26 protein-coding genes and 3 tRNA genes are annotated in these 23711 nt (G+C 49.5%); 16 read left to right on the top strand and 13 right to left on the bottom strand.

Going from position 1 to position 23711, the window contains the following annotated elements; genetic code table 11:
• Positions 1-8: 8 nt before the first annotated feature.
• Complete coding sequence (gene hemE, locus L1285_RS21885; protein ID WP_046006930.1) at positions 9-1076, bottom strand: uroporphyrinogen decarboxylase; 1068 nt, start codon at positions 1074-1076, stop codon at positions 9-11.
• A 641-nt stretch (positions 1077-1717) separates the two neighbouring features.
• Here hemE and rsd point away from each other — a divergent pair.
• Positions 1718-2191: a sigma D regulator gene (gene rsd / locus L1285_RS21880; protein ID WP_235414332.1), complete on the top strand. Its 474-nt coding sequence runs from the start codon at positions 1718-1720 to the stop codon at positions 2189-2191.
• A 111-nt stretch (positions 2192-2302) separates the two neighbouring features.
• On the opposite strand, the gene fkpA is transcribed toward rsd, so the two are convergent.
• Positions 2303-3079, bottom strand: coding sequence for an FKBP-type peptidyl-prolyl cis-trans isomerase (gene fkpA / locus L1285_RS21875; protein WP_235414331.1), 777 nt, complete (start codon positions 3077-3079; stop codon positions 2303-2305).
• 268 nt (positions 3080-3347) lie between these two features.
• Here fkpA and L1285_RS21870 point away from each other — a divergent pair, with 268 nt between their 5' ends.
• Together L1285_RS21870 and L1285_RS21865 are read left to right on the top strand one after the other, a co-directional pair.
• A complete protein-coding gene (locus L1285_RS21870) occupies positions 3348-4340 on the top strand; it encodes a WD40 repeat domain-containing protein (RefSeq protein WP_235414330.1) in 993 nt (330 codons plus the stop codon).
• A gap of 2 nt (positions 4341-4342) precedes the next feature.
• Positions 4343-4555 (top strand): SlyX family protein, encoded by a 213-nt coding sequence (locus L1285_RS21865; RefSeq protein ID WP_046006934.1) that lies wholly within the window; start codon positions 4343-4345, stop codon positions 4553-4555.
• Positions 4556-4612: 57 nt separating this feature from the next.
• Here L1285_RS21865 and L1285_RS21860 read toward each other — a convergent pair whose 3' ends face one another.
• A complete protein-coding gene (locus tag L1285_RS21860; protein WP_010386993.1) occupies positions 4613-4813 on the bottom strand; it encodes a YheV family putative zinc ribbon protein in 201 nt (66 codons plus the stop codon).
• Positions 4814-4985: 172 nt separating this feature from the next.
• On the opposite strand from L1285_RS21860, the gene L1285_RS21855 reads away from it, so the two are divergent.
• The 7 genes from L1285_RS21855 (at position 4986) to L1285_RS21825 (ending at position 10848) form a co-directional block, all read left to right on the top strand.
• A complete protein-coding gene (locus L1285_RS21855; RefSeq protein WP_046006935.1) occupies positions 4986-6908 on the top strand; it encodes an ATP-binding cassette domain-containing protein in 1923 nt (640 codons plus the stop codon).
• Positions 6902-7345: a TIGR02444 family protein gene (locus L1285_RS21850; protein WP_235414329.1), complete on the top strand. Its 444-nt coding sequence runs from the start codon at positions 6902-6904 to the stop codon at positions 7343-7345. The genes L1285_RS21855 and L1285_RS21850 overlap by 7 nt, the downstream gene beginning before the upstream one ends.
• Before the next feature lie 118 nt (positions 7346-7463).
• Entirely contained in the window at positions 7464-7604 is a 141-nt protein-coding gene (locus L1285_RS21845) for a DUF3149 domain-containing protein (protein WP_010386996.1), read from the top strand.
• Between the two features lie 309 nt (positions 7605-7913).
• On the top strand, positions 7914-8915 hold the full coding sequence (locus L1285_RS21840) for a hydrolase (protein WP_235414328.1): 1002 nt from the start codon (positions 7914-7916) through the stop codon (positions 8913-8915).
• Positions 8912-9157 carry a YheU family protein gene (locus L1285_RS21835; RefSeq protein WP_235414327.1) on the top strand — a complete coding sequence of 82 codons (246 nt, stop codon included), beginning with the start codon at positions 8912-8914 and terminating at the stop codon, positions 9155-9157. Before L1285_RS21840 ends, L1285_RS21835 begins: the two co-directional genes overlap by 4 nt.
• A 98-nt stretch (positions 9158-9255) precedes the next feature.
• Positions 9256-10440 (top strand): dipeptidase, encoded by a 1185-nt coding sequence (locus L1285_RS21830; RefSeq protein ID WP_235414326.1) that lies wholly within the window; start codon positions 9256-9258, stop codon positions 10438-10440.
• A 174-nt stretch (positions 10441-10614) separates the two neighbouring features.
• Positions 10615-10848, top strand: coding sequence for a hypothetical protein (locus L1285_RS21825; RefSeq protein ID WP_235414325.1), 234 nt, complete (start codon positions 10615-10617; stop codon positions 10846-10848).
• A 500-nt stretch (positions 10849-11348) separates the two neighbouring features.
• On the opposite strand, the gene L1285_RS21820 is transcribed toward L1285_RS21825, so the two are convergent.
• From L1285_RS21820 to nudE, 5 genes are all read right to left on the bottom strand, one after another.
• Positions 11349-11425, bottom strand: a tRNA-Met gene (locus tag L1285_RS21820).
• 242 nt (positions 11426-11667) lie between these two features.
• Positions 11668-11744 (bottom strand) — tRNA-Met (locus tag L1285_RS21815).
• An 85-nt stretch (positions 11745-11829) separates the two neighbouring features.
• A tRNA-Met gene (locus tag L1285_RS21810) sits at positions 11830-11906 on the bottom strand.
• A 350-nt stretch (positions 11907-12256) separates the two neighbouring features.
• Positions 12257-13054, bottom strand: coding sequence for a 3'(2'),5'-bisphosphate nucleotidase CysQ (gene cysQ, locus L1285_RS21805; protein ID WP_235414324.1), 798 nt, complete (start codon positions 13052-13054; stop codon positions 12257-12259).
• Positions 13054-13617 carry an ADP compounds hydrolase NudE gene (gene nudE, locus L1285_RS21800; protein WP_046007283.1) on the bottom strand — a complete coding sequence of 188 codons (564 nt, stop codon included), beginning with the start codon at positions 13615-13617 and terminating at the stop codon, positions 13054-13056. The genes cysQ and nudE overlap by 1 nt, the downstream gene beginning before the upstream one ends.
• A 60-nt stretch (positions 13618-13677) precedes the next feature.
• On the opposite strand from nudE, the gene yrfG reads away from it, so the two are divergent.
• Positions 13678-14334, top strand: coding sequence for a GMP/IMP nucleotidase (gene yrfG / locus L1285_RS21795; protein WP_235414323.1), 657 nt, complete (start codon positions 13678-13680; stop codon positions 14332-14334).
• Here yrfG and L1285_RS21790 read toward each other — a convergent pair whose 3' ends face one another.
• Positions 14335-14955: a dUTP diphosphatase gene (locus L1285_RS21790; protein ID WP_046007285.1), complete on the bottom strand. Its 621-nt coding sequence runs from the start codon at positions 14953-14955 to the stop codon at positions 14335-14337. It lies immediately after the preceding gene.
• Between the two features lie 141 nt (positions 14956-15096).
• Between L1285_RS21790 and L1285_RS21785 the strand changes: the two genes are divergently transcribed.
• Entirely contained in the window at positions 15097-15738 is a 642-nt protein-coding gene (locus tag L1285_RS21785) for a peroxiredoxin-like family protein (RefSeq protein ID WP_235414322.1), read from the top strand.
• A gap of 33 nt (positions 15739-15771) precedes the next feature.
• Here the strand turns inward: L1285_RS21785 and L1285_RS21780 are convergent, their stop codons facing one another.
• The 3 genes from L1285_RS21780 to L1285_RS21770 all read right to left on the bottom strand — a co-directional run bounded on the left by L1285_RS21780 (position 15772) and on the right by L1285_RS21770 (position 19222).
• A complete protein-coding gene (locus L1285_RS21780) occupies positions 15772-18108 on the bottom strand; it encodes a fatty acid cis/trans isomerase (protein ID WP_235414321.1) in 2337 nt (778 codons plus the stop codon).
• Positions 18108-18479: a hypothetical protein gene (locus tag L1285_RS21775; RefSeq protein WP_235414320.1), complete on the bottom strand. Its 372-nt coding sequence runs from the start codon at positions 18477-18479 to the stop codon at positions 18108-18110. The genes L1285_RS21780 and L1285_RS21775 overlap by 1 nt, the downstream gene beginning before the upstream one ends.
• Before the next feature lie 77 nt (positions 18480-18556).
• Complete coding sequence (locus tag L1285_RS21770; protein WP_235414319.1) at positions 18557-19222, bottom strand: SDR family oxidoreductase; 666 nt, start codon at positions 19220-19222, stop codon at positions 18557-18559.
• 126 nt (positions 19223-19348) lie between these two features.
• Between L1285_RS21770 and L1285_RS21765 the strand changes: the two genes are divergently transcribed.
• Positions 19349-20074: a transporter substrate-binding domain-containing protein gene (locus L1285_RS21765; RefSeq protein ID WP_235414318.1), complete on the top strand. Its 726-nt coding sequence runs from the start codon at positions 19349-19351 to the stop codon at positions 20072-20074.
• Between the two features lie 21 nt (positions 20075-20095).
• Here the strand turns inward: L1285_RS21765 and L1285_RS21760 are convergent, their stop codons facing one another.
• Positions 20096-20899, bottom strand: coding sequence for a VOC family protein (locus L1285_RS21760; RefSeq protein ID WP_235414317.1), 804 nt, complete (start codon positions 20897-20899; stop codon positions 20096-20098).
• Positions 20900-21044: 145 nt separating this feature from the next.
• Here L1285_RS21760 and L1285_RS21755 point away from each other — a divergent pair, with 145 nt between their 5' ends.
• Genes L1285_RS21755 through L1285_RS21745 form a run of 3 tightly spaced genes read left to right on the top strand, consistent with a single transcriptional unit; the run spans position 21045 to position 23486 of the window.
• Positions 21045-21752 carry a hypothetical protein gene (locus tag L1285_RS21755; protein ID WP_235414316.1) on the top strand — a complete coding sequence of 236 codons (708 nt, stop codon included), beginning with the start codon at positions 21045-21047 and terminating at the stop codon, positions 21750-21752.
• A gap of 3 nt (positions 21753-21755) precedes the next feature.
• Positions 21756-22916 (top strand): M48 family metallopeptidase, encoded by a 1161-nt coding sequence (locus L1285_RS21750; RefSeq protein WP_235414315.1) that lies wholly within the window; start codon positions 21756-21758, stop codon positions 22914-22916.
• 3 nt (positions 22917-22919) lie between these two features.
• Positions 22920-23486, top strand: a complete 567-nt coding sequence (locus tag L1285_RS21745) for a hypothetical protein (RefSeq protein ID WP_235414314.1) — start codon at positions 22920-22922, stop codon at positions 23484-23486.
• The last annotated feature ends 225 nt before the right edge of the window (positions 23487-23711 follow it).

Below are 23711 nucleotides of genomic sequence, written 5' to 3'. Positions count from 1 at the left end.
TCTGTCAGTTATTCCTGATGATACTGACGGCTGAATTCATGCACGGCATTGATAAACACACCGGCATTTTCCGGGTCAACATCCGGGGTAATACCATGGCCCAGGTTAAACACATGACCCGAACCCTGACCGTAACCAGACAGGATATGTTGTACCTCTTCACGGATACGCTCAGGCGTGCCATGCAGCATAGATGGGTCCATATTGCCCTGCAGGGCTACTTTGTCACCCACGCGACGTCTGGCATCGGCAATGTCGATTGTCCAGTCCAGGCCAACCGCATCACAACCCGTTGCCGCAATTGCTTCAATCCACTGGCCGCCATTTTTGGTGAACAGGGTAACTGGCACTTTACGACCATCGTTTTCACGGATCAGACCATCAACTATCTTATGCATGTACTGCAAAGAGAACTCTTTGTAGTCACGCGGGCTCAGCACCCCACCCCATGAGTCAAAGATCATCAGCGACTGCGCACCAGCTTTAACCTGCGCATTCAGATAATCAATGACGGAGTCTGCGACTTTATCAAGCAACAGGTGCAGTGTCTTCGGCTCAGCAAAGGCCATTTTCTTGATTTTACCAAAGGTCTTGCTGCTGCCGCCTTCAATCATGTAAGTCGCCAGCGTCCAGGGAGAGCCAGAGAAGCCGATCAGCGGCACTTCGCCTTTAAGCTCGCGGCGAATGGTGCTGACCGCATTCATCACATAGCCCAGCTCATCGGTTGGATCCAACTTAGGCAGCTTTTGTACATCGCTCAGCGAGCTGATCGGACGCTCAAACTTAGGACCTTCACCGGTTTCAAAATACAGGCCCAGTCCCATCGCATCCGGGATAGTCAGGATGTCGCTGAATAAGATCGCCGCATCAAGCGGGTAACGACGCAACGGCTGAAGGGTCACTTCACAGGCCAGTTCTGCGTTTTTACACAGACTCATAAAGTCGCCGGCTTGCGCTCGGGTCGCTCGGTACTCAGGAAGATAGCGGCCAGCCTGACGCATCATCCAAACGGGCGTAACATCTACGGGTTGTTTCATCAACGCGCGCAGGTAACGATCATTTTTCAACTCGCTCATAGCGTAATTTCATTCCAATGCTGTAAAAATTGCTCAGATTGTATCATTAACTTCAATACGCCACTATTGAAACAGCATGCAAATTCCCGTCACCATGATCTGGATTAAGCACTTTATGTCACCCTGACTGTTTTCCATTCAGTTCGCGTTAAATTAAACCCCTTTTAGTTCAACTAATTACAAACCAGATTAAAAACACCTGATTAAACTGTTTGCAACAAGGGTAAAAGCTTGCTATAAATTTGCTGCGCTAAGAAGAATAAAAACACCTTTAAAACCAATAATAATAAAGCTCTATTGCTAAACTGCATTGATGGCCGCTCAGGAATACCCCCTGAAGCGGCTTTTTTGTTTAACTAATTTTAAACACCTCATCCCCACAGCGGCCAGGTTACCTTGAGCAGCTCGTAAACAAGAGTTATTCCCGCCCCCGCTTCAGAAACATAGCCCGTTATTTACTCACTTGACAAAAAAAGAGGTTGACCTTTGCATCAGATTTCCTTTTTATAGAGGACAGATAAACATAATCGGCATCACCGCTTTTTGGTGGTCACTGTCAAGTTTTGACCCCGTTTTGGGTCACACTGTGCCGATGTTTTTGGCAAGCCACGGGCAGATTATGACCCGCTAAGGAGATAACTATGCTGTCACGCTTAGAACAAGCCCAACAAAGGTGGGGAGGTAGCCATAGCGTTATCGACAACTGGTTAGCTGAACGACAGGAGCTTTTGCTGCTGTATTGTAAGGTTGCAGGCCTGTCTCCGTTTGAACAGGATGACCACGCCCTGCCTGATCAGCTACAGATCCAGACATTTTGTCAGATCCTGATGGATTACCTGTCCGCCGGGCATTTTGAAATTTATGACAACCTGGTTGCCGCCTGTAAAGAAAAGGGCCCACAAAGCCTCAAGCTGGCGCAATCGCTGTATCCCAGGATCACGGATACCACCGACCTGGCACTGGACTTCAACGACAAGTATGCAGAGGCGCAGTCAGACAACCCGATGGCTGACTTTGATAAAGATCTTTCTGAGCTGGGTGAAGCCCTGGAGCTGCGCTTTGCACTCGAAGACGAGCTGATTGATAACTTGTATGCAAATCACAGCGAAGACTGATCAAAGAGTGATTTTATAAAGTAAAAAAGCAGACAATAAAAAAGGACCGCGTTGGTCCTTTTTTATTGAGTCTTTAGTAAAGCCCCATCGACGGATGAGGCTAAGACTAAATTACTCTGAGTCGTGCGCGTGGTCGTGACCGTGCTCTTTCTCTTCCTGGATTTCAAGTAGTTCTACTTCAAATACCAGCGTAGAGTTAGCCGGGATCTTACCCAGGTTACGCTCACCGTAGCCAAGCTCTGAAGGGATAGTGAATTTGTACTTAGAACCAACCGCCATCAGCTGCAGACCTTCAGTCCAGCCAGCGATAACCTGGTTCAGAGGGAAAGTAGCAGGCTGGTTACGTGCATAAGAGCTGTCAAACTCAGAGCCGTCCAGCAATGTACCTTTGTAGTGTACTTTTACGATGTCAGTCGCAACTGGCTTTTTACCTTCGCCTTCGCTCAGTACTTCGTACTGCAGACCAGACTCAGTCACGTTAACACCGTCTTTCTTCGCGTTTTCAGCCAGGTACTCTGCGCCTTCAACCTTGTTCTTTTCCGCATCTGCTTTGGCTTTTGCAGTTTGCTTTTCACGTACAGATGAATCCAGTGCCGTCAGAACTTCACGAATTTTCGCTTCGTCCAGTTTAGCGTTGCCGTCTAGTGCATCTTTGAAGCCACGCATGATCAGTGCCTGATCCAGCTCAATGCCCAGCTCTTTTTTATCTGCCATATCTTTTTGCAGGAAGTTACCAACCGATGCACCGATACCATAAGCTTGCTGCTGCACTTCAGTTTCCAGCTTCACTTCTTCAACTTTCGCTGTTTTTTCTTCTGCTTTTTGATTACAAGCGGTCAATGCCAGAACCGCGGCAGCCACTAAGGATAACTTAATTGTTTGTTTCATGTTTTCTCTCCGACATACCCAGGCTCAGAGTGCGACAATCACTATCCTGGTTGGGTGTCTTTGTTAAAATTATATTAATCTTAAAAAGGGTGGATGCCACATTAACATCCGTAGCGCATAAAGCCAAATTTCTCTTTTTGACGCAAAATTCATTTCGGGATCGGCGACATTCATATACCGATAGGCTAATATCAGTTTTGTGGCCTCTGCAAATTACCCATTAGTCTACTCGCTGCAAATCATGGAGTTAAGAGGAAATACCGAATTTATGCCCAAAATTTTACGGCGCAACGCACAAATTGCCTTTATTCTCATCACCTCACTGCTTGCAGGCTGCCCCACAGACAGCTCGGATGCGCTGTTGACCGTAGAGCATGCCGCGCGCGGCGCCTTTGCCGCAGCTATTTCACACGATGGGCGTTACAGTTTAGTGTCATCCATCGAACATGGGGTGGTTTTATGGGATAACACCACCCATGGCTTGAAATATCAGTGGTCCCAGTCACAGCAAGCCGACGAGCTGGTACATTCACTGGCCATTGCCCATGACAATTCCAGCGCCGTGACCGCTGCCAACGACCGCTTTGCCATATGGCGTTTATCCGATGGCCAGAATATTGGCTACTATCAGATAGAACAAGGCACCATTCGCGACATTGCAATCAGCAACGAAGGCCGCTATGTGCTGTATGGACGCAGCGACAATGTGGTTGTGCATCTCGACTTAGATAGCGGCAGGCGCATAGAGTTCCTTGGTCATCAGGAAAAAATTAACAGTATTGCGCTGTCACCCAACGGCCACTTTGCGTTAACCGGGGCCAATGATTACAGCGCATATTTCTGGGATACCCGCACCGGCCAGGTGATCCACCGCTTTAACCACCCCAGCCGGGTCACGAAAGTGGCCTTAGATCCCGAGGGGCGCTACGCATTTACCGCAGACAGCATGAAAAAGGCCAGCATCTGGCAGCTCACTTCAGGTGAAATCAAGTCACAATTGCAGTATATTGCGCGCCAGAAGATATTCAGTGCCGTGCGCTTCAATCAGGATGGGCGGTTAATTGCGACGGGCTCGCCAAACCGGCAACTCACCCTGTGGCAGGTTAACAGTGGTGAGAAGCTCGCAACCTGGCGCGTAAAGCCGCGTGAGGGCAGCCGACCTAAGTCCGCAGTGGTGTTCGCCGTGGCCTTTACAGGAAACGACAACACCCTGCTGACAGAAAGTTCCAGCGGCCTGTTAGAACAATTTGCAAGAGAGTAACCATGACTGAACTCGAAGATCGCGTTAACGAGCTGGAAGCCAAAGTGGCGTTTCAGGACGAAACCATAGAGACTTTAAATAATGAGCTGAGTGCGCATCAGGTACGCCTTGCCAAAATGCAGCGCCAAATTGAATTACTGGCAGAAAAGATCAAAGAAGGCAGAGATCCGGGCATGATGCCGCAGCATCAGGAGCCGCCACCGCCACACTATTAATGGCACAGCCGGGCGGGTTAAACCCGCTCTGACTATTGAACTGTGAAGCCACACCTGTTATTCAGGTCTGAATACCCCAATAACCTGTTCAAACTGACGCGTTGACGCCTGAACGGCTTCTTTTGGCTGGGTCATAATATGGCCGCACTTCACGCACTCGACCTTTTCCACGTCATGCTCTTTGTACAGCATCATCACGTCTGCTTCATGACACTCAGGGCAGGATGCTCCTGCAATAAAGCGCTTTTTCTTTCTCACCTTTAGTTACCTCAGGTTAGCTGAACCTTTGACGGTTCAAATGACGATTCATATCACGGGCCGCACGCCCTGTGGGGCCATTTTATCCTATATTACTCACTGTTGATACGCTTGGAGTGTCTGCGGGGATCCGTGTTATGATGCGCGCATAATCAAACAGTGATGTAACGGTATGATCCAGCTTTCGAATATTGAACTTATGCGCGGTGGTAAAACACTGCTTAAAAATGCCAGTGCGACCTTGTTTCCACAACATAAAGTGGGCCTGGTCGGGGCCAATGGCTGTGGTAAATCCTCTTTGTTTGCTTTGCTTAAATCAGAGCTACACCTGGATGCCGGCGAGCTGCAAATTCCAAAAGACTGGTCCATCGCATCTGTGAAGCAGGAAACCCCGGCGCTGGCCGTTAGTGCACTGGAATACGTGCTGCAGGGTCATCCGGAATATTATGCCCTGCGTAGTGCGCTGCACAGTGCCGAAGCTTCCGGCGATGGCGCCGAACAAGCCCGTCTGCATCAGCAAATAGAAGTGGTTGGCGGCTATGGTATTGAAGCCAAAGCAGGAGAGCTATTGCATGGTTTAGGGTTTAGCAATGCACAGCTCAGCGATGCCGTGAGTGCGTTTTCCGGTGGCTGGCGAATGCGTCTGAACCTGGCGCAGGCATTGATCCGCGACGCCGATCTGCTGCTGCTGGATGAGCCAACCAACCACCTGGATCTCGATGCCGTGTACTGGCTGGAGCGTTTCTTAAAAGCCTATCAGGGCACGTTAGTGTTGATCTCGCACGACCGCGAGTTCCTTGATGCGGTGGTCGATCAGATCTGGCACGTCGACCAGCAACAGCTCAACGTGTATAAAGGCCACTACTCACAGTTTGAACGCCAAAAGGCCGAGCGTATGGCGCAGCAACAGGCGCTATACGACAAGCAACAAGCCACCATTGCCCACCTGGAGCAGTTTATTACCCGCTTTAAAGCCAAAGCTAGTAAAGCCAAACAAGCACAAAGCCGAGTTAAGGCACTGGAACGAATGGAAAAGCTGGCACCTGCCCATGCCGATTCGCCGTTCAGTTTTGAGTTCAGCAATCCGGACAACATGCCCAACCCGCTGATGACACTGGACCAGGCTCAGGCCGGATATGGTGACGTAACCATATTACACAAGATCAAACTCAACCTGGTACCGGGCAGTCGTATCGCCCTGCTGGGCCGTAACGGCGCCGGTAAGTCAACGCTTATCAAACTGCTCGCTGGTGAGCTATCGCCACAGGCAGGAGAAGTCTTTCAGCATCAGGGGCTGAAGATTGGCTATTTCGCCCAGCACCAGTTGGAATCGCTGGATCTCAGCGCCAGTGCTGTGACGCACCTGCAACGTCTCGACCCGCAGGCCAGTGAGCAATCACTGCGCGATTTTCTGGGTGGCTTTGCCTTTAACGGCGACAAAGCGCTGGAGCCGGTAAAACCGTTTTCCGGTGGTGAAAAGGCCCGCCTGGTGCTGGCCATGCTGGTGTATCAAAAACCAAATCTGTTACTGCTGGATGAACCAACCAACCACCTGGATCTGGAAATGCGCCATGCGCTGGTCATGGCACTGCAAGGCTTTGAGGGCGCGATGGTCACCGTATCCCACGACCGTCATATGCTTAAACACACCGCAGACGAATATTACCTGGTCGATCAGGGCGAGGTGAGTGCGTTTGGTTATGATCTGGATGCCTACTATCAGTGGCTGCTCAACGCCAATAAAGAAGCGGTGCGCAAAGACAGCAGTGAAGACAAAGCCCACTCAAGTGTGAACCGTAAAGAACAGAAACGCCTGGAAGCCGAGTTCCGCAAGGCCGTTCAACCACTGAAAAAGTCCATAGATAAGCTCGAAAAAGAACTGGATAAACTCAGTGCAGCACTGGCTGAGGTGGAAACGGCACTGGCCGACAACGACCTGTATTCAGAGCAAAATAAAGGCAAACTCAGTGAGCTGCTGGCTCAGCAGGCTAAGCTGACGCCTGAGCTGAATGACACTGAGGAAGCCCTGCTTCTGGCGCTTGAAGAGCTGGAAGAGAAACAGGCGCGTTTCGAGCAAAGTGGCGAGATATGCTAGACGCAGCAGATTTCTGGCGCTATGCCTGCACGCAGTATGCCCGTGCAGGTATGCAAGATGCGCTGCTGAGCTTGCAAGAAAGCGAGGATAAAAACGTAAATCTGATCTTGCTGCTAATGTATCTCGACGTACACAACATCTCGCTCACAGCTAAACAATTTGCAGGACTGCACACTGTGTGCAAAACCTTTGACCACACAGTGCTGCATCCCCAGCGCCAGGTGCGCGCCACACTCAAACAGCAACACCAGCACTATGCGCAATATGCCGAGCTGCGCCAGCTTATGCTTAAAGCGGAGCTGGCCCAGGAGAAGCTACAACAGTCGCTGCTTATCGACTATCTCAATCAGCGCCCCCTGCAACCAAACCCGTCTGCGGACAATCTAACTCACTACCTGACACCCGCTCAACAGGGCCGTATCCCCGCAAAAACATGATCGGGATCAAGCAATTTACCAAGTCCCGACGAGGCACTGGTGAAACTTGATCTTGATCATATCTGGTCTGTGCATGCTCGACTAAGATTACCTCATCGACAAATCAGGAGGCACAGACATGAACGTATTCTTCAGAGACTTTTTTACTGACCCAGTGTTATTTCTCTCTTTCGGCATCTTGGGCGTGGTAATCGTACTGTGTTGTTTCTACGTCTACTACTTCATCAAGAAAGTACAAGAAGCAGAAGTACCTGAGTAAATCGTCGACACTCTTTTATGTTATTCGAAACATGTTGTTGAAACGTTAAGCAATTAGTTCCCGTTCTAGAATTAAGCACGACGCACAAAGCACCTTATCAGCTCAGCTGGTCGGGTGCTTTTTATTATACCAATTTCACTGAATACCAGCTTCGAACATTCTTTGGGTTATTTCCCGCAGTTTGATACACTGATCTCATTTCAGGCTCATCATACCAGTCTATTCATTGACGTCAGACGAGGCGATTTTCTTCTGAGTGCGTGCATGAGCCTCACTGTCGCAGAGGTATTTACAGGAAATACGAACCACATGTTAAAGCCGTCAGAGTTATCCTTTCAACCCGCCTGGTGGATGCGCAACCGTCACCTGCAAACCATTTTGCCCCGCATGTTCAGGCCAACCCTGAAAGCCGATGTGCGCTATGAGCACCTCGAAACACCCGATGATGACTTTTTAGAACTAGCCTGGGCCAATCAAGGGGATCAACAAGCCCCACTGGTTGTTGTGCTGCACGGGCTGGAAGGCAATATCAATAGTTTCTATGCCAAAGGGATACTCCGTGCCCTGACCGCCACCGGGCTGGATGCCGTGTTGATGCATTTTCGTAATTGCTCACGCCAGGTAAATCGTCAGCCCCGGGCCTACCACAGCGGTGAAACCGGTGACCTGGCATTTTTGCTCGACACCCTGAAACAACGTTTTGTCGACCGCCCCTTATATGCGGTGGGATTTTCGCTGGGCGGTAATGTGCTGGCCAAATATTTGGGAGAGCAAGGTAATAACAGCCTGCTGGATGGTGCCGCGGTGATCTCAGCGCCCTACCATTTGTCGTCTTCCTGCCAGGTGATCCGTAAAAGCTGTTTTAAGCTGTATCAAAAGTATTTGCTGGATCGCATGAAGCGATCGTTCGCCCGTAAATTTGATCAAATAGAACACGCCTTACAGATCGGTCGCGACGAGATACAACAGATCCGCGATCTGTGGCAATTTGATGAGCGGATCACAGCGCCATTGCACGGTTTTAAAGGCGCTGAAGACTACTACGCCAAGGCCAGCGCTCAGCCCTATCTAAAACAGATAGCCACGCCAACCTTGCTGATCCACGCAGCCGACGATCCCATGCTGTCGAGCCGTGCGGTGCCCACTGCGGATCAGATCAGTGATCAGGTCACCCTGGCCGTATCTCAGCGTGGCGGTCATGTTGGCTTTATCTCCGGACGCAATCCTTTTAAGCCGGTTTTCTGGCTTGAGCAAATTGTGCCAGCTTATTTGCATTCATTACTCAACCATCGAGTTTCAAAGAAATTATGATCATTCCATACCAACAACTGGACCCAACCACACTGCGCAACCTGATTGAACATTATGTGCTGCGAGAAGGCACCGACTACGGCGACAGCGAAGTCAGCACCGAGCGCAAGGTCGAACAGGTGCACGCTCAGCTCAAGTCGGGTGAAGCCTTGCTGGTGTATTCCGAGCTGCACGAGTCGGTGAATATTGTCTCCAAAGCCCAGTTTCAGGCCATGCAGGCACAGGAATACAACTACGAATAAATGCGGTCAGCCCCATGCGCTACCCGACATAATGGATTGTAGATAAGCACCAACTTGCTACAATCGACACACACTACAAAGAATAACAAGGTCAATCCATGAAGTTACCCGCTACACTCTGCGCACTGGCGTTAAGCTTGTCGAATGCCTATGCCAATGATATTCAGGTGTCTGAGCGCGCCAGACACATCGCTAAGCAAAACATTCTGATCGATACCCACATCGATGTGCCCTATCGTATTTTGGAGCACTGGGAAGATGTGACTAAGGCCACCAAAAGCGGCGACTTCGACTACCCTCGCGCTGTGCAAGGCGGCCTGAATGCACCATTTATGTCGATCTATATTCCCGCTAACCTGGAGTTTGAAGGCAAAGGTAAGAGTTACCAGCTGGCTAACCAGTTGATTGACGGGATGGAAGCGCTGGCACAACGTGCACCGGATAAGTTCGCGATGGCCTACAACACCAAAGACATCTATCGTCATTTCCGCGAAAAGAAGATCTCTGTCGCCATGGGCATGGAGAATGGCTCACCAATTGAAGGTGACATGGCCAACCTGAAGCACTTCTTCGACCGCGGTGTGCGTTATATCACACTGGCCCACTCGCAAAGTAACCATATTTCCGACTCGTCTTATGACATTCGTCGCAAATGGAAAGGCCTGAGCCCGTTTGGTAAAGAGCTGGTCGTGGAGATGAATAAGATTGGCATGCTGATCGACGTCTCACATATTTCAGATGCTGCGTTTTATCAGGTGATGGAACTATCTAAAGTGCCCGTGATAGCCTCGCACTCTTCATTGCGTAAATACACGCCGGGCTTTGAGCGCAATATGGATGACAAAATGCTGAAGGCACTGAAAAAGAACGGTGGTGTTATTCAGATCAACTTTGGCTCCAGCTTTGTGACCAATAGTTCTCGTACCTGGTACGATCAACGTAACGAAGCAGAAGAGCAGGCGACCAACCAGGGCAAGAGTAAAACCGATTTCAGAGCGGCGTATCGCGCGAAAAACCCCTTCCCTTACGCCACCTTAGAGCAAGTACTGGATCACATTGACCACGTGGTTAAACTGATCGGTATCGACCATGTGGGCATTGGCTCTGATTATGACGGTGTGGGTGATTCTCTGCCTATCGGATTAAAAGATGTTTCAACTTACCCTAACCTGGTACAGGGTCTGTTAGATCGCAACTACACCGAAGGGCAGATCAAGAAAATCCTGGGCGGCAACACCCTGCGCGTCTGGCGCCAGGCTGAAGAATACGCCAAACAGTTTTAATACCCTGTGAGAAGTGGTCACGCCACTTCTCATTCTTTCCCCACTCTTTTAGTTGCTTTGCCTCAATTACACTCACAGCTCTTCCATATCCTTAATTAATCAAATAGACTTAATTTGAACAAAAAACGTTCACACATTGGCGAGAGCCTTCAAAAAATAGATAAGGAAATATCCATGAAACTGAAAATCAATAAGAAAAAGCTGAAATCACTGACACAGGATAACAAAGTTCAACTTGAGCAAACCCCTCAGGTAGCCGGCGCTGGCTTTGGCACAATGACGGGCACCACAAGACCTGGCACTACATGTCAGGATACATCGCGCTGTGCATCGCGCCAGAACTTATCACGCTGTTGTAATATCACCGATCAGGCCAGTTGTAATGTTGGTCATAGCTGCCTGTGCTAATTGAGCGATAATTGCCTTATTCGTGTGTACAAGCACACGCATAAGGCCTACCAGGCCTCCTGCTAAGGCCGTTGAAAAACCAAGTTCATCATTACTCTCCCCTATCGCATTCGATAACTATCAAAGACACTCAGCAATAAAAACATTAAATTGAAAGTACAAAGTAACTGTGGGACTAGGCGCAGAAGCGCTGAGGCAAATGTAATAAAACTAAGAAAACATGTTGATGATTGGAGTAATGAGGAAACACGAAAACAGATAGATTTCAGTAAAGAAATAAGATAGGTGGTTACAGGAAGACTTATGTATAAAGTTAGGTATTATCGAGGTTTTGTACCGACAACCTTCGATCGTTATCACATAAAGAAGTATTTTCGGGAGACCTTGATTTATGAAGAGTGAACCGACGACCTTCGGTGTTACCACTTAGAAAGTGTTTTTGGGAGACCTTGGTTTATGAAGAGTGAACCGACGAATTCGGTCGTTACCACATAAGAAAGTGGTTGCGGGAGCCGGATTTGAACCGACGACCTTCGGGTTATGAGCCCGACGAGCTACCAGGCTGCTCCATCCCGCGCCTGTATGTTCAGTGTTTTACTTCTACTGAAAGAAGCAGATAGCCGGATTTGAACCGACGACCTTCGGCGATTTTGGAATTAACGAGCCCGACGAATGATTTATCATTCTGCTCCATCCCGCGCCTGTATGTTCAGTGTTTTACTTCTACTGATAGAAGATGTTACCACTCGGAAAGTGGTTGCGGGAGCCCTTGATTTATGAAGAGCGAACCGACGACCTTCGGCGTTACCACTTAGGAAGTGGTTGCGGGAGCCGGATTTGAACCGACGACCTTCGGGTTATGAGCCCGACGAGCTACCAGGCTGCTCCATCCCGCGCCTGTATGTTCAGTGTTTTACTTCTACTGAAAGAAGCAGATAGCCGGATTTGAACCGACGACCTTCGGCGTTACCACTCAGAAAGTGGTTGCGGGAGCCGGATTTGAACCGACGACCTTCGGGTTATGAGCCCGACGAGCTACCAGGCTGCTCCATCCCGCGCCTGTATTTTCAGTGTTTTACTTCTACTGAAAGAAGCTGGTAGTCAGATTTGAACCGACGACCTTCGGCGATTTTGGAATTAACGAGCCCGACGAATGATTTATCATTCTGCTCCATCCCGCGCCTGTATTTTCAACAATTTACTTCTGTTGAGAGAAGCACTTAAACAGTATTTTATGAGGCTTAATTTGCCCTAACTCTTTAAGAGGTCGCTATAATATAGAATTAGATTTTTATTGCAAGGTTTTAATCAAGAAAAGGGCGTCAACCGCTCAAAAAGCAAGCAAACGCACCTATTTTAACGCCCTTTTATGACACTTATTGTCTTGCCGACCAAATTAACCGACAGACTATTGTTCTCTTTGGTGCGGGTTGATCAGCTTCTGGAACTGCCAATCGGGGTGGCCCATCACGATAAAGTCAGGGTTTTCTGTGCTTTCTCTTTGATTGTATGTCAGCGGGTTAAATTCAGCATCGGTAATGCAGCCACCCGCTTCTTCAACAATCACCTGAGAGGCTCCGGTATCCCACTCACCCGTTGGCCCAACACGTAAAAAGCAATCGGCTTTCCCCTCGGCCACAATACAGGCCTTGAGCGAACACGAGCCCAGTGCCACGGTATCAAATTGGCTGTTGAGATACTGGCTCACCGCCTCAATTTTTTGCCTGCGGCTGACCGCCAAAGTGAGTGTGCCTTTCGGCGCTACCGAAATTGGCTCATCATGCCCTTCGGTGCGCTTAAATGCCCCGCCCTGGTGAGTCGCAAAATAGGTCACACCTTTAGCAGGCCAGTGGATCACCCCAAGTACAGGCTGATTGTTTTCGACCAGGGCAATGTTCACCGCAAAGTCGCCGCTTTCCAGAATGAACTCACCGGTGCCATCCATTGGATCCAGCAGCCAGTAACGCTGCCAGTGTTGTCGGCTTTCCAGCGGCGGAATGGGGGTTTCTTCAGACATAATCGGCACGTCCGGGGCCAGCGCTTGCAGCCCGGCTGTCAGCACTTCATTTGCAGCCAGATCCGCGGCGGTCACCGGCGTATGATCGGACTTTTCCCGTGCCCCTATGTCGTCTTGCTGATAGATGGCCATGATCGCCTGCCCCGCCTGCTCAGCCAGGGTGATACAGGGCTCTAAATATGACTGCATTAAGCCTCCGTTGTCAGGTACTGTTGTAGTAATAACAGCGCGGCGACACTGCGGGCTTCGGTAAAGTCGCTCTGGCTCAGTAATGCCTGCCATTGCGCCAAAGGCCATTTAACCACTACCAATGGCTCAGGTTCATCACCCGTGAGTTGCTCCGGGTATAAATCCTGCGCCACCAGTATGTGCATTCTGGCGTTAAAGTAGCTGGGTGCCAGTGATAACGTTTTTAAATCACAAAACTGCCGAGCGCCAAAGCCAACTTCTTCTTTTAACTCACGGTTGCCCGCTTCAATCGGGGTTTCGCCCGGATCAATCAGCCCTTTTGGAAAACCAAGCTGATAATCATGCGTCCCCGCGCAATATTCTCTTACTAAGAGTAGCTCATTTTCGGCCGATATGGGCACTATCATCACAGCCCCACGGCCGCCGCCACGAACTCGTTCATATTCGCGGCGCTCGCCATTAGAAAATGACAGCGACAGGGATTCTACCGTAAAGAGCTTACTTTTTGCGACAACCTCAGAGGCTAATATCTCAGGGGGAATTGGGTGCTTTTTCTGTGACATAGAGATTATTTTGCTATCATGGCCATTAACTCATCATAAAGCCTTTACAGGTAAATGCCTATGTTAAATTGGTCAAAGATCGATACTGTGCTGCTGGATATGGATGGCACCTTACTCGACCTGCATTTTGATAATCACTTTTGGCTGGACGTGATCCCTAAGGCTCATGCCGTCAAACAAGACCTGACGCTGGAGCAAGCCCGCGCCGACATTCTCGCGCGCTACGAAGCCGTTATGGGGCAAATCGAATGGTATTGTCTGGATTACTGGCAGCAACAACTGCAACTGCCTATTATGGAGCTTAAACGCGAAATTCAGCATTTGATCTCTATTCGTGACGACGTGCCAGTATTTTTGCAGGCACTGAAAGATGCGGGCAAAGAGCTTATTCTGTTAACCAATGCGCACCCAGATAGCTTGAGTCTCAAGATTGAGCGCACCCAGTTTGACCAGTATCTGGATAAACTTATCTCCACGCATAGCTATGGTGTCAGTAAGGAAAGCCAGCAACTGTGGCAACAGGTTCAGGCGGATCTGGGGTTTGATAAAAATCGGACTTTGTTTGTCGATGACAGCCTGGCGGTCTTGGCTGCGGCAAAAGAGTATGGCATTGGCCACCTGCTGGCCATCGCGAATCCGGATAGCCAGCAACCTCATAAAGAGATCACTGATTACCCGGCCATATGCGACTATCGCACGTTACTACCGATCAGCTGATCAACCCGGGTAACGCGCCTGCAAGCCCTGATAAACAAGCTTAGCAAAGTCTGGATGTTCAGTGTCCAGGCTTTTCACCACTTCAACCAGGTGCTCGTTGTCTTCTTTGCCGTGCCACTGTTTGATATAGCTGCCATCTTTGTAACCATGGTCCTGACGGAAGAAGTTCAGGGTATTTTTACCCACGTAACCGCGATATAAATCATCCAGGGTCATGCCAATTTGCTGCATACATCCGGCAAAGGCGGCCGCATTGAAGGTTTTGTCGCCCACTGCTGAAGCAGCAAGCACTTCCAGTGTTGCCTTAAAGTCTTCAGCGTATAAAGGTTGTGCCAGCTCGTTCTCCAGCTGTGCCGCCAGCGCCTCATAGGCTGTTTCGCCATCGATGCGCAAAGACAGACCAAAGTGAAAAATATCAACCAGCTCCAGGATCACCTGCTCAGTATCCGGAGTCTGTTTTTTCCACCACTTCCAGCCATAATGATCCAGCATTTCTGCACACTCAACCCAGATGGCGCGATACCATTCAAACCCCTGGCTGAACCATTGCTCATGCACTTTGGTATTCATGGCGTTTTGCATTTCCAGCATCACAACCAGCTTCGCACTATTCGCAGACATATTTGCGCTCTCACTCTGTGTATTCAGTCAAAGCGCTATGATACCCACACAGTGGCATAATTACCACGATGAGCCACAATGAAAGCTTTTCTGCGCTGCCCCGTTCTAATAGGGTTCATACATCTATTTTTGAGGTTTTACATGCGATCCATACTTATTGCGTTAACACTGACTGTTACCCAGTTGCTGTCCTTTTCTGCGTCTGCTGCGCAAGCCACTAACATTAGTGAGCATCCGGAGCAGGTTGCGCCTTTACTGCCAGGCCTGACGGCGCCGACTTTAACCCTTCAGGACAACAACGCCAAAGCGGTGGATTTAGCAAAGCTTTATCAAGACAAGACTACGGTATTGGTGGTCTATCGCGGGGGCTGGTGCCCGTATTGCTCACGCCAATTAGCTGGGCTGCAGAAAATTGAAAAGCAAATAGTCGAGCTGGGCGCACAGATAGTGGCTGTTTCTCCTGACAGCCCGCAGGCACTGAGTAAAAGCAATATCAGTTCACCTAACTATCACTTGCTTTCCGATGACCAGCTGGCGTTAACCCAGGCGCTGGGACTGGCGTATTACCTGGATGACAAAACCGCTAAGGCCTATCGCGACCGGATGGGTGTGCAGTTTGTAGATTTGGATGGCAAAAGCCGGGTGGCGCTGCCAGTGCCCGCGGTTTTTGTGATTGATAAAGCGGGTCTGGTGCAGTTTCAGTATGCTAACCCCAATTACAAAGTACGTCTGGAAGAAAGCGTGCTGCTGGCCGCGGTCCGTGCCGCCAGTAATCTAAAATAATATCCGGCGGGCCCGAGCCGGGCCCGCCATTGGTTACCTGTTTTCCAGTCGGTTATAGTCAAACAGGCCATATTCCACACCCCGAGTTTCACGAGCAATACGATGCAATAAATCACTGTATTGCCAGAACTGCGGATGGGTTCTGCGGATCCCGAAGGTCGCTTTCAGCGTGCGGTAATCCGACTCAGTGCGGACCTCCCTCAGCTGTTGCACAAAGGCATCGATGTGCGCCTGATTTGGCAAATGCCAGATGGCCTCAGGATAATCGCCAATAAACCCAGGGACCAAAGTCGCGGTATCTTCCTGATAGGCCCGCTGACCTTCCTCGTTCAGCAAACTGGAAATATTAAAGTGCGCATTGTGGTGGATCAGGGTGTAAGGCTGATGCGCGCCACTGGCATCGACAGCCAGAATAAACGACACCTGAGGCAACTGATTAATTGCCTCAACCGGCAAGGCATTCAGGGGCTGCAACGCCGTGGGTACAGCGGTGTAGTCGTAGGCTTCATTCAGCACAGGTTTGAGATGCGTTTTGAGCATGTCGTACAGCTCTGCCTGCGGGTCGTCACTGTGGTAGTGGATCCCAGAGGGCGCACCCAATAATGACTTACGGTTAATAAACTCACTGAGGCTCAAGTGCGACTTACGATACCAGTGCTGCTTGATAGCCTGGCGATGGCTCAGCGGCAGCAAATTGAGGAAGTTCTGCTCGCCTTCAAGGCGCAAAAAGTCCATATACAACCGGGTCACCAATTGATGACCTATGTTGCCATAGACATCAAAGCCCGCAACCAGCAGATAATGGATCCGTTCAAACAAGGCGTAATCCAGTACCCAGGTGGTTTTAGGTGCTTGCCCTATAAAGCCCTTCACCACAGTGGCACTGTCAAAATGGCGGAAAATGGTCAGCGCTGCATTTTGATTGTGCCCGTCTCCTTGCCAGATCAGCTCCAGGTTCAGGCGCTTGCCATCGGCAAACAACTTATCCGACAAGGCCGTTTTCGCTTCCAGATAATCGTGCTGACGCTTGGCATATTTCGCCCAGCTCGACAGTGGCAATACATTGCTTTGCTCAGCCGCGGGCAGAAGCAGGTCGTCGTCATGCCGGGTCAGTAACTGCTCCACAGCGGGCGAAGCATTTTTCTCGGGGTCGACAAAGGCCACCCAGAAATGGTCATTGATCACGTTCAGCGCTATCTGACCGCGACACACAGGGCCTTTAATAAAGCCTTTAACGATCAGCTCAGCCTCATCGAGCATAAACTGATAGCGCGATTTAACCGGGATCGCCGCAAACACTTTAAAGGGGTTAGCAGCCAGTTTAGGGGTATAACCCGGTAACTGTGCCACCTCATATTCACTGTGAATAAACTGCGCCTGTAAACGCGTCAGTTTGTCGTCATTCAGTGCCAGTGGCATATGGGTTTTAGATAAAATGGCGCTGCGCACCTGCATCAGGCGATAATAAACCCGTGCGACCTTAGGGTCTTCAAATGGTCTGACCGTTGCTACCAGCTCAATGGGTTCACCCGGCGGCGTTTTGGAGCGTACCAGGGTGAAAAATGACTGTTTATCCAGGCGATTAAAATAGATGTGCGCCAGATACCAGTGCTCATAAATATACCGTGCAGCAAGCCGCGTTTTATTGTCGTCCTGATTTAAAAAGCTTTCCCACTTCGCCACACTCTGTAACTCTGCCTCACTCGGTGGCGCAATCTGGCTCATGGGCGAGCCTTGTTTGATCCACTCAGTCAGCTGGGCAAATTCGCTATTGGTCAGCGCGGGCAAGCCATAAGGCATACCGGCATGGGGCTGCTCCTTGGCATAGTCCGGATATTCATCCATGGTTGGGCAGGTCTGTGCCCGGTCTAATGAAAAGTCGTAGTGATCCGGCAGCAGCCCTTGCTGGGCAAACGGCTGCGTCTGTTTGAGCAGCAGACTGTTATACAGCACGCTGCCATTGAGGTTGGCATATTCAGTTTGCACACGTTCATTGAGAATGGGGGTAAAGCCCTTGTCGCGCCACTCGGCCGTGGTTTGCGCATCAAACAACAAGCGGGTTGGCGATTCGGCCAGCAAGCGGGTGCCATCATACACACGGGTTTTACTCCCCCCCCGATCAATGCCCTCGGGCGAGCTCAGTTTAAGCTGGCAAGGCGCATCGTAACAACCGTGACACACCACACATCGGGTATCCAGGATAGGTTTAATGTCGCTTAGATAAGTAGCGCTCTGGTGTGCCGATGGGTCTTGTATCCGCTGCTGTGGCTGCTGCGGCCCAAACAAATCATCGTAATGGTTGACGCCCAGTGCCGCACAGCCACTCAAGAAAACGACAATGCCAACCAGTATCCAGCCGAGCCTGCGCATTATGCGTTCTCTTCGTCGTCAAGCCCCAGATCAAACGTGGGCATCATTTCCATTGGTGGCGAAACAAAGACGGTCTGGCTCTCGCAGCTCAACACGGCGCTCAGTACTGGACCGTGGTTAAGCAGCAACTGCGCCTGATGTCCCTGGCTCAGGATCTCAGCCACCTGCTGCTCAATATTACTGATCTGATAACCCTCAAGTGGAATACTAACACTTTGCTCAGGCGCCGGGTTCTGGCACAGATTGGCCAGCAGGTTGGCATCCAGAATGACTTCTAAGGTCAGATCCGGTTGCTCAATATCACGCTCGGCCAGATTGTCATCCAGTTTAAATAACGGCAGGTTAAGCGGGGTGTTTTCTTGAAGTTCCATGAAAAATAGCTCATTTATGCAAATACCTGAGGGAAGTTTAGCACAACTTTGCTCATCACAGATGCCCCGCTTCATGCTTACCAGGGCAGGCGATCGCCATTTGAATGCCAGAACCCGCCACTGGTTTCCAGCGTCAACTCATCGATACGATTTACCAAGCGCTGTGCCGCTTCTGCGGGCGATATATCACCGGCATAATTGACCATTTCAGTCTGTACAAATCCGGGATGCAACAATGCGACGGCCACACCGCGAGGTTTGAGCTCATGCGCCAGGCTAACGCCTGCTGCATTCAACGCCGCTTTCGACATACGATAACCAAGGTACGCACCGGAACCATTGTCTGCAATAGAGCCCATTCGGCTGGTGATCATCGCCACTTTAGCACCTGTTGCCAGATTGTGCTGCAATGCATGCGTCACCCGAACCGGCGCAACAGCATTAACCATAAGTTGCTGCTCCAGCGTCGCAAAATCCATCTGTTGCAGGGTTTCATTGTGAAAAATACCCGCGTTATTGACCAGAATATCAATGCTCTGCTCGCCAAGTGCGGCTGGCAAGGCGCGAATATCCTGTTCAATGCTGACATCGATACCCGCAATCACAGTAACATCGAGCGACTGTAACTCATCGGATGCGCTGCGTACCACTGCTGTGACCCGATCTCCGGCCGCTAAATAGTGTCGGCATAATTCCAGGCCAATGCCACGATTGGCCCCTGTTATCACCACATGCTTTGACATACCTTTCTCCTTTATTGCTTTGTTTACGCTCGTAGCAGAGCACCCATTGTATAGATTGTGGTGATTTCTTTCAGCCTCGCCAGGTTCTGCTACCTTTAAAGAAGGTCACACAAAGGGAATAGACTCTTGCCACGAACCCTGATCCTGCTCGCGCTGCTATGGTTGCCGGTTGTTGATGCCAGCACCTATCGCATTAACGTCAGTGAAGCCTTGTCTTACAGCCTCGGGCAGCAGCAAATCATCGCTATGTTCAGCGCCATTTATGCGCCACTGGGGATCCAGCCAGAATTTGAGTTTTTACCAAGCGAGCGGGGTCTGCAACTGGTCAATGACGCAGAGCTGGATGCGGAAGCCGGGCGCGTTGACTTAATTGGCGCACGCTATGACAACTTAATTGCCGTGCCCGTGCCACTCAGTGAACTCAGGTTAATGTTACTGTGCACCGATCCACAGTACTGTGATCTGGCCCATGAAACCGATCTGGCGATCATTGCAGGCAATCTCATCACGGTGTGGTTTTGCCAGCAGCGCCAGCTCAATTGCAATCGGGTTCAGAATGACATTTCGGCCTATCAGGCCCTGAGCCGCGGACGCGTCAGTCGCATCTTGGCCACCGATAAATACGCCCTGGGCTCCTTGTGTGAATCTGGGCTTTCTACCCTCTACAGTAAAGCGGCGTCAGCGCGTACTTTTACCATTTATCACTACGTCCACAAAAAGCATCAGGCCCTGGTACCCAAGCTCAGCGCCCAAATTAAAGCGATAAGCCAAAGCGGGCAGCTAAAGCAATATGCAGAGCGGCTGCACAATGCCTTTTCACAGTGTCAGGGACAGCTAATCTCGCTGGACTGAAGCGCAGATCACCTGGCCGATTTATGGCTCAATGTCATGCATAACAGACTGAATAACTGAAAAAACGGCTCCCTGAGGGTCAGTGATCACCGCAAAACGGCCGACCTGAGGAATGTCCGTGGGTGGCACGCACACTTGCCCACCCAGCGCTCGGGCCTTCTCAGCCATGGCATCGCAATCCAGCACCGCAAAATAGGTCATCCAATGTGCGGGGATCTCATCTCCCCATTCTTCACTCATCTGTAACATGCCCGCGACAACCGTGTCACGTGCGCTGAACAACACATAATCCATACCTTCCATAGGCTTACCCTGCGCCTGCCAACCAAGCAAGGCACTATAAAACGCCCGGCTTTTTTGACTATTACGGGTCGCTAACTCAAACCAGTAGGGCACATTGGCTTCGAGCTCACGCTTGCACCCGGGATGCTCTTTTGCCTGCCACAGTGCAAAATGTGCGCCCTCAGCCGGCTCTCGCAACATCACCATCCTGCCCGCTGACGGCACATCATGTGGACCGGCAATAATCTCTGCGCCGAGTGCGACGGCTCGCTCTGCCATTTCATCCACATTTTCGACTGCAATGTAGTTCAACCATTGACTCTGCGCTCCAGCCTCTTTTTGTTGCGGCATCATCTGATACATAGCGGCAATGTCATCACTGTGCTTTTGCAGCATAGTGTAATACGCGCCTTCACCGATTGGCTGATCATCAAAGCCCCAGTCAAATAGCTGTGTATAAAAGGCTTTCGCCTCCTGCCAATTACTGGTGCAAAGCTCTGACCAGCAAAAAGCCAGCGCTTTAGGGGTGTTTATTCGCGCCATGTCATAACCCTTGAAATAACTGTTTATTCAGCAATTAAAACTAGCAAATAAACACCAAAAAGCCAGCTCAACAGAATCTTACATTTTATTGCAAATTATTAATGAATATTATATTTTGTGACAGTTTTAATTAAAGGTACCAAAAATGATAAAAAAACTACTCACGATTGTACTTGTTAGTGTTTTCTTGTTGGCACAGGGTTGTGCAAACACTAAGAAATATGCTGGAACAACTGAACTAAAAACGCAAACTAATGCAAATTCTAAAATATTACTGATGCCGCTTGATGTTGAGCTATCAGAGCTATCTGCACTGGGCTTTCTGGAAACCAAGGCAAACTGGACTGAAAATGCAAAAGAGCATATGACCAACTCGATTGCCGACATTATGGCCAGCAAAAATGCTAACAGTTCAAAGTACGAAACAACTAATACTGATCCAAATGCGACAAGCTATCAGTTAGCGAAGTTGCATGAGGCGGTCGGCTATTCTGTGCTTGTACATCACTTAGGGCACCAACCACTGCCGACTAAAAAGCAAGAGTTTGACTGGAGTCTGGGTAAAGATGCACAAGCACTGGCAAAAGAAACCGGTGCCGACTATGCGCTCTTCGTTTTTGTTCGGGACAGTTACGCTAGTGCTGGACGAAAGGCAATGCAGTTTTTAGCTGCTTTCGCGGGTGTGGGTGTCGCAGGTGGCACGCAGGTAGGCTTTGCTTCGCTTGTGGATCTGAACAGTGGCGATATTGTTTGGTTCAATCGACTGGTAAGCACTACGGGTGATCTACGTACACCAAAAGCTGCGCAAAAGTCAGTTACAAACTTGCTAGACAGCTTCCCTACAGCAGGCTAAATCATGCTACGTCTCGCCTTTATCATACTGCTGACGGCTGCAGGTATGCACAGTGTAAAAGCCTCTGAGCTAACATTTGCTCCTACCATAGACACCAAGTATGAACCGGACTGGTCTAGTGACGAGGGAGGGTTCTGGTACAAAGTCAATCAGATTGAAGCAGATATTAAAAGCTCTCCCTATTTAGTCAGAGATGCTGCACTCAACGACTATGTAAACAGTATGATTTGCAAAATCGCAGGAGAATACTGTGCTTCGATCAGGGTCTATATAATTGATAACCCACACTTTAATGCCTCAATGTACCCCAATGGTATGATGCATGTTTGGACCGGTCTGTTATTAAGGGTAGAGAATGAAGCTCAATTGGCAGCTGTACTTGGGCATGAAATTGCGCACTTTCTTCGTGCGCACCAAATAGCGCAATGGCGCAGTGCACAAAACTCAGCCTGGGCAGCCGTATTATTAGACACAGGAATTGCAGCAATAACAGGCGTGTACGGTGTTGCGACACTGGCGATGTCAGGTAGCGGTGCCGCCTTCAGCCGCACTCATGAAAAAGAAGCTGACATTATGGGTGCTGAGCTAATGCACAAAGCTGGATACAACCCCAAAGCGGCGAGTGAGCTTTGGCAACGTGTTCTTGAAGAAAGAGAACAAGATCAGAGCAAAGATTCCAGCTGGTCTTTCTGGGCAAGCCACCCGCCCTCAAAGGAAAGAAGTGAATATTTGCTTGCTCATGCCGACAAACTTAAGGCCCTGCCTAAGCCCGAGTCACAATCTGAGCCGTTGTTTAAGTTGCTATCAACCAATTACTTTAAGCTCATGAAAAACCATGTTGATCTGCAAGAGCACGAACAAACCAAAATACTCCTGCAACGACATAGTAGCCTGGGCTACCCAAAAGAAAAGATCGATTTCTTTTTTGGCGAGCTCTACCGAAAGCGCGCACAAGATGGTGATACCGACAAAGCACTGGAATATTACCAGGCGTCAATTCAAAGCCCGAACTCACCACCTCAAGCGTTCAAGCACTTGGCATACCTTTATCTAAAGAAGAAAGATAAAAAGCAAGCTAAAGCGCACTTTATGAACTACCTGGAAAGGGTTCCCCAAGCAAAAGACAAAGCCATGATCAAATATTATTTAAAATCTCTGGGATAAAAAATGAAAAAACTACTAATTATTTCCATGCTACTGATGCTTAATGCATGTGCAGCTTTCAAACTCGTCAAGTCACAACAAACAACAGTACATGGTATTACCTTGACACCCACCAGTACCTGGAATAAAGCAGGGTTCAATCAGCATAAAAAATCGGAGCTATGGACCAAAGATGGCCTGGGCCTGAATGAACTTTACATCATCGGCAATATCAACGAAGGAGAGAGTATCTTTAAGTCACATAACAAAGAGCTTCCTCTTCCCTCATTTAAGACAGGGATGCTGCCAAATGAGCTGGAAGAATTTATTAAAACTTCATTGAAAAACAGCCATGGTGGTAAAATCTCCGTCACAACAGAAAACATGGCGCCGGTTGAACTGGGCGACGGCATTGCGTTTCGGTTACAACTTTCGTATTTTCTGGAACACGGTCTGAAGAAATCTGTCGATGCCTTACTAACCACAAAAAATGACAAGCTGTATGTCATCATGTACGTTGCACCAAGCCTACACTATGCACAAAAGCACCAAGCAGAGATCAACAGCATTTTTAACAGCATTGTGATTTAGAAAGTAACTAGGGTCGGGCTCAGAGTAGCCCGCCCTCCTCATACCCCACTTATATATCCCCACCTTTCCACAGAGCAACTATCGTGCAAAGGATAATGTGTTGTGGTCAACTAATCCCGGACAGTAAATAAAGTTTTTCTTCCGCAACTGCTGGCGCAAGCATTTCGTTGTTACTATGCGGCCTTTGCCAGTTGTAGTAGTTCATTAAATAGTAACTAATATCTC

It is taken from the genome of Pseudoalteromonas sp. DL2-H2.2 (assembly GCF_021532535.1).
Taxonomy (GTDB): Bacteria; Pseudomonadota; Gammaproteobacteria; order Enterobacterales; family Alteromonadaceae; genus Pseudoalteromonas; species Pseudoalteromonas rubra_A.
Note: the sequence above shows the minus strand (reverse complement) of the source record. Positions and strands in the feature narration are given on the sequence as shown.

Coding starts and splice junctions, on each gene's coding strand:
- hemE (WP_046006930.1), bottom strand. CDS start 1,076: ATGAGCGAGTTGAAAAATGATCGTTACCTGCGCGCGTTGATGAAACAA.
- rsd (WP_235414332.1), top strand. CDS start 1,718: ATGCTGTCACGCTTAGAACAAGCCCAACAAAGGTGGGGAGGTAGCCAT.
- fkpA (WP_235414331.1), bottom strand. CDS start 3,079: ATGAAACAAACAATTAAGTTATCCTTAGTGGCTGCCGCGGTTCTGGCA.
- L1285_RS21870 (WP_235414330.1), top strand. CDS start 3,348: ATGCCCAAAATTTTACGGCGCAACGCACAAATTGCCTTTATTCTCATC.
- L1285_RS21865 (WP_046006934.1), top strand. CDS start 4,343: ATGACTGAACTCGAAGATCGCGTTAACGAGCTGGAAGCCAAAGTGGCG.
- L1285_RS21855 (WP_046006935.1), top strand. CDS start 4,986: ATGATCCAGCTTTCGAATATTGAACTTATGCGCGGTGGTAAAACACTG.
- L1285_RS21850 (WP_235414329.1), top strand. CDS start 6,902: ATGCTAGACGCAGCAGATTTCTGGCGCTATGCCTGCACGCAGTATGCC.
- L1285_RS21845 (WP_010386996.1), top strand. CDS start 7,464: ATGAACGTATTCTTCAGAGACTTTTTTACTGACCCAGTGTTATTTCTC.
- L1285_RS21840 (WP_235414328.1), top strand. CDS start 7,914: ATGTTAAAGCCGTCAGAGTTATCCTTTCAACCCGCCTGGTGGATGCGC.
- L1285_RS21835 (WP_235414327.1), top strand. CDS start 8,912: ATGATCATTCCATACCAACAACTGGACCCAACCACACTGCGCAACCTG.
- L1285_RS21830 (WP_235414326.1), top strand. CDS start 9,256: ATGAAGTTACCCGCTACACTCTGCGCACTGGCGTTAAGCTTGTCGAAT.
- L1285_RS21825 (WP_235414325.1), top strand. CDS start 10,615: ATGAAACTGAAAATCAATAAGAAAAAGCTGAAATCACTGACACAGGAT.
- cysQ (WP_235414324.1), bottom strand. CDS start 13,054: ATGCAGTCATATTTAGAGCCCTGTATCACCCTGGCTGAGCAGGCGGGG.
- nudE (WP_046007283.1), bottom strand. CDS start 13,617: ATGTCACAGAAAAAGCACCCAATTCCCCCTGAGATATTAGCCTCTGAG.
- yrfG (WP_235414323.1), top strand. CDS start 13,678: ATGTTAAATTGGTCAAAGATCGATACTGTGCTGCTGGATATGGATGGC.
- L1285_RS21790 (WP_046007285.1), bottom strand. CDS start 14,955: ATGTCTGCGAATAGTGCGAAGCTGGTTGTGATGCTGGAAATGCAAAAC.
- L1285_RS21785 (WP_235414322.1), top strand. CDS start 15,097: ATGCGATCCATACTTATTGCGTTAACACTGACTGTTACCCAGTTGCTG.
- L1285_RS21780 (WP_235414321.1), bottom strand. CDS start 18,108: ATGCGCAGGCTCGGCTGGATACTGGTTGGCATTGTCGTTTTCTTGAGT.
- L1285_RS21775 (WP_235414320.1), bottom strand. CDS start 18,479: ATGGAACTTCAAGAAAACACCCCGCTTAACCTGCCGTTATTTAAACTG.
- L1285_RS21770 (WP_235414319.1), bottom strand. CDS start 19,222: ATGTCAAAGCATGTGGTGATAACAGGGGCCAATCGTGGCATTGGCCTG.
- L1285_RS21760 (WP_235414317.1), bottom strand. CDS start 20,899: ATGGCGCGAATAAACACCCCTAAAGCGCTGGCTTTTTGCTGGTCAGAG.
- L1285_RS21755 (WP_235414316.1), top strand. CDS start 21,045: ATGATAAAAAAACTACTCACGATTGTACTTGTTAGTGTTTTCTTGTTG.
- L1285_RS21750 (WP_235414315.1), top strand. CDS start 21,756: ATGCTACGTCTCGCCTTTATCATACTGCTGACGGCTGCAGGTATGCAC.
- L1285_RS21745 (WP_235414314.1), top strand. CDS start 22,920: ATGAAAAAACTACTAATTATTTCCATGCTACTGATGCTTAATGCATGT.